This window comes from Acetobacter sp. P1H12_c (genome assembly GCF_018811975.1).
Taxonomy (GTDB): Bacteria; Pseudomonadota; Alphaproteobacteria; order Acetobacterales; family Acetobacteraceae; genus Acetobacter; species Acetobacter persici.
The window spans coordinates 1-3,301 of the sequence record NZ_JACRVR010000078.1 but is presented as its reverse complement, the minus strand read 5'-3'; the positions used below and the strand labels follow the sequence as shown (position 1 = coordinate 3,301).

The 3,301-nt window shown below is 51.8% G+C and carries 4 protein-coding genes and 1 pseudogene; 2 read left to right on the top strand and 3 right to left on the bottom strand.

What is annotated here, in order from left to right; genetic code table 11:
• A pseudogene (locus KP699_RS16090) lies at positions 1-191 on the bottom strand (IS5/IS1182 family transposase); the annotation flags it as partial.
• A 176-nt stretch (positions 192-367) separates the two neighbouring features.
• On the opposite strand from KP699_RS16090, the gene KP699_RS16085 reads away from it, so the two are divergent.
• Together KP699_RS16085 and KP699_RS16080 are read left to right on the top strand one after the other, a co-directional pair.
• Positions 368-1,363 carry a hypothetical protein gene (locus tag KP699_RS16085; protein WP_215763329.1) on the top strand — a complete coding sequence of 332 codons (996 nt, stop codon included), beginning with the start codon at positions 368-370 and terminating at the stop codon, positions 1,361-1,363.
• Between the two features lie 124 nt (positions 1,364-1,487).
• Positions 1,488-1,739 (top strand): hypothetical protein, encoded by a 252-nt coding sequence (locus tag KP699_RS16080; protein ID WP_215763328.1) that lies wholly within the window; start codon positions 1,488-1,490, stop codon positions 1,737-1,739.
• A 61-nt stretch (positions 1,740-1,800) separates the two neighbouring features.
• On the opposite strand, the gene KP699_RS16075 is transcribed toward KP699_RS16080, so the two are convergent.
• Complete coding sequence (locus KP699_RS16075; protein ID WP_215763327.1) at positions 1,801-2,241, bottom strand: hypothetical protein; 441 nt, start codon at positions 2,239-2,241, stop codon at positions 1,801-1,803.
• Between the two features lie 577 nt (positions 2,242-2,818).
• Positions 2,819-3,301: energy transducer TonB (locus KP699_RS16070; protein ID WP_215763326.1), on the bottom strand; the 483-nt coding region annotated here is incomplete at its 5' end.

Here is a 3,301-nt window from a genome sequence, read left to right as displayed (position 1 = left end):
AGGGCCAGCATCAGGCGCGGATGATACTGCGCCTTGCCTCCCGTGCGCACTGGCACGCAGAACGCGCTCATCGGAACCCGCTCAACGGCTGCAACAATGAAATGCGCCATATCGTCAGCAGGAAGCCACGACTTCAGATCCGGTGGCAGAAGATACGGCTGAGACCGGTCAAACGGGATGAAGCTGCTCATCTCACAACCTTACAACATCACCCCTTCACAGGGTACCCCAATCCGACAGGCTGCTAGACCGTACTGCGGCAAGGGGTTGCCTTTGGGATAGCATTGCGTATCTTTAACAAACCGGGTGCTGCGGACGGTTTGGCACTGGCTTCAGGCTCCGTCTGGAGCGTCATAAGAGATGTGCAATGTCGAAATGGAAGACGAGTCTCTCTGGTGCTGTTTTAGGTCTGTGCTGCCTGTGGTGGCCGCCTGAGGCGGAGGCCCAGCACTCCTGCATTGTGGCCTCCATCAGTGAGACTTTATTAGGCGGGCAAAGTGATACGCCGCTGATGCCGGTTAAAATCAATAACCAGCCAGCCGCTCTGTTCTTGAGTTATGATTATGAAAGTATTTACGTAAAAAACTCTGCTTCCATGAATTTTGACAAATTGGTCGATGAGAGTTCATGGGAAACGGGGTACGTTCTCAATACATTTGGAAAGCGCGAAAAAGCGCATGCTATCAGGGTTAAGACCTTCTCTTTTGGTGGCTTTAATGTGCCCGATGCCAAATTGGTGCTTCTGAAAGGCGAGAGTAAACAGTCCGTGCAGGGGCTTCCGGTTATTGGCATTATAGGAAATGTTTTTCTCAATAACTTTGCTGTTCTGTTTGATATGAAGAGCAGGAAAATCACCTTTTTTGAGGTGAAAGACGGGTGCGAGAATAAAGAAGAAATAGCGAAAATCATGGGGGGTGATTTTCATGAGGTCAATGTCAACGTTAATGCGAACAGGCTGGAAGTGGCGGTGAGAATATCTGGCCGTAAAATGCATTTTTTCATCAATCCCGATTTGGATATGACAGAAATGCCCGTAGGCTGGCTTGCCGACTATCACATCCCGCTGGTGAAAAAAGACGAAAAAAGCGAGGTAAGATTTAACCTGAATGAAGGCTATATTTCTAACATCGCGACAGTTGAGAACCTGACCATAGGCGACGATACCGAAAAAAACCGGAAAATAAAGGTTGCCGATAAAATCTATGAGGGGTCTTTAGGGCTGGATTTTTTTGCTGACAAAGTTGTTTTGGTCGATGCCGTCAACTCCAGAATGTATTTTAGAAAAAGTGACGGGGTGAGTCAGGACCCGGGTCATAACCTGCATTTTGAGACCTCAAAAAATGCCAATATAGATGTGAAATAACCTCACTATATTCGATGGTGGCAGGACGTGTTTTTCTGCCATTCTCACTCCATGACAGGGAACCAGTGGGGCTTTGCCGGGTTGAAGCATATGACATCTATGTGATCAGCAAAGGGCAGGCCGCATGAAACGTTCCCTTCTGACAGCAGCAGCTTTGCTGGTAACCTGCGCTCTGGCCGCCTGTATGCCGCCGCCGGGAGATATGGGTGGACCCGGCGGGGGAAGAGGCGGGCATCATCAGGGTGGTCCGGGTGGCGGCCAGCGTGACGGCGGCTGGCGCAACGGGAACAGCTCCGGCAACATGCAGGGCGGTGGACCCGGAATGGGTGGTCCGGCCATGCAGAATGGCGGCATGGGCGGCGGTGGCGGTTACTAAACACGCCACACTCCGTAAAGCAGAACCATGTGGCCCGACAGGTGCCGGTTCTGTACTGGTTTTAGAGAGCAGGCTTATGCCTCAGGCAGAGCCCGGCATAGCGTAAGTCTTTTGGAACAGTCACAGTCAGGCGGCGTCGTTCCGGGTTAAAAACCGGGCGGCAGCCGTGGAGAAACACCGTGACGTCCTGATTTATAAGGTCAGAGAAAGAGTTTTCCTGAAGAGTTTTTGTAAAATCCGGGCCAAGCATGATGTTTAAGGGAACACTTTCCCCGTTTATGACGAATCTCCGGTAGCAGTTCACAAAATAATAGTCCTGCGCAGAGCCTTTGGTGAGCTTTGCACCGCCTTGAATGATTTTACCATCCCAGTCAAAATCCTCTAACTCACACTCTTTATTTCCTATAAACTCAAAATTTTCATCATAATTTCTGTTAACGCCGTTTATTGTCAGAAATTCTTTTCGTCTTTCAGGGATGGAAAGGGAGGACCATGCGCTCACAACAGCCTCCAGTGTTCCCGGCACCAGAACTGGCAGTTTTTGTGCTCTGGCAATGAGGGCCGCCAGCTCGGCAGGGTCTGGCCGCCCGATACGGGGGATACGTTTTATTTTTCCCAAAAAATTTGGAATGAGAAGAGGCTGGCCTATGGGATCACCGGTTTTCGGTGTGCCCGTCCCTGTCGCTTCCGTTGGCTCTTTGTGATAGCGGCAGTTAGTGTCGTGCAAAATTTTTAGCGCACGGAAAAAGTAATTGTGTTTGCACGAGCGGGCAGGCGTGACGAGGATATGGCACTTCGGACAGTAAAACGTGTCTTTTTGATGCAGGTGCGCTGTCCGGGCCGCCTCAAACCGGTCTGTTTCAAGACAATAGGCAATAGAAAGAACAGGATTTTTATCAGACATTATTCCCGCCCGGAATAGAGTGATCTTCTAAAAAACTATTCTCTACAAGAGGGTCAAAGCAACTGATTTTAAGGGGCTGGTTTCTACAGATTTTGGTGAGGCCGGGGCATGGCCCACAGTCCGTTTCCCCACCAGAATTCGGAAACATCCCGGCGTTAAAAGGCAGACGCTGCCCTTAACGCCGGATCAGGATGTAATTGATCGTCAGATCAATATCGAAGTGGTTGCCCTTCATATCCGGCGGGACAGGCGGCAACTGGGAGCCGCGGAACATGCCGGAGGTTGCGGCATCCAGATAGTAAGACCCGGCAGAGCCTGTCTGATAGACAGACTTTACGCGGCCTGTGCGGTCCAGCACCACATGCACGGAGGAACTGCCTTCTTCCCCGTTTCGGGCCGCTTCTTCCGGGTAGTACATGTGGCGCTGAATCCACTCGTTAATCTGCTCACCATAATCATCGCTCACACCGCGCACGGAGGTGCGGGAGGTGTAGTGCGCGTTAATCTGGCCGTTTTCCACCACAGGGCCGACGGACAGATCAATCGGTCCGCCGGAGCCGCCCGGTCTGCCGTGACGGGAGCGGCGGGGGGCCGGGGCCTCGTTAAAGGAGAGGTCCATCGGGTTATCAAACGGTGACGCCGCACGGTGGTTCGGGTT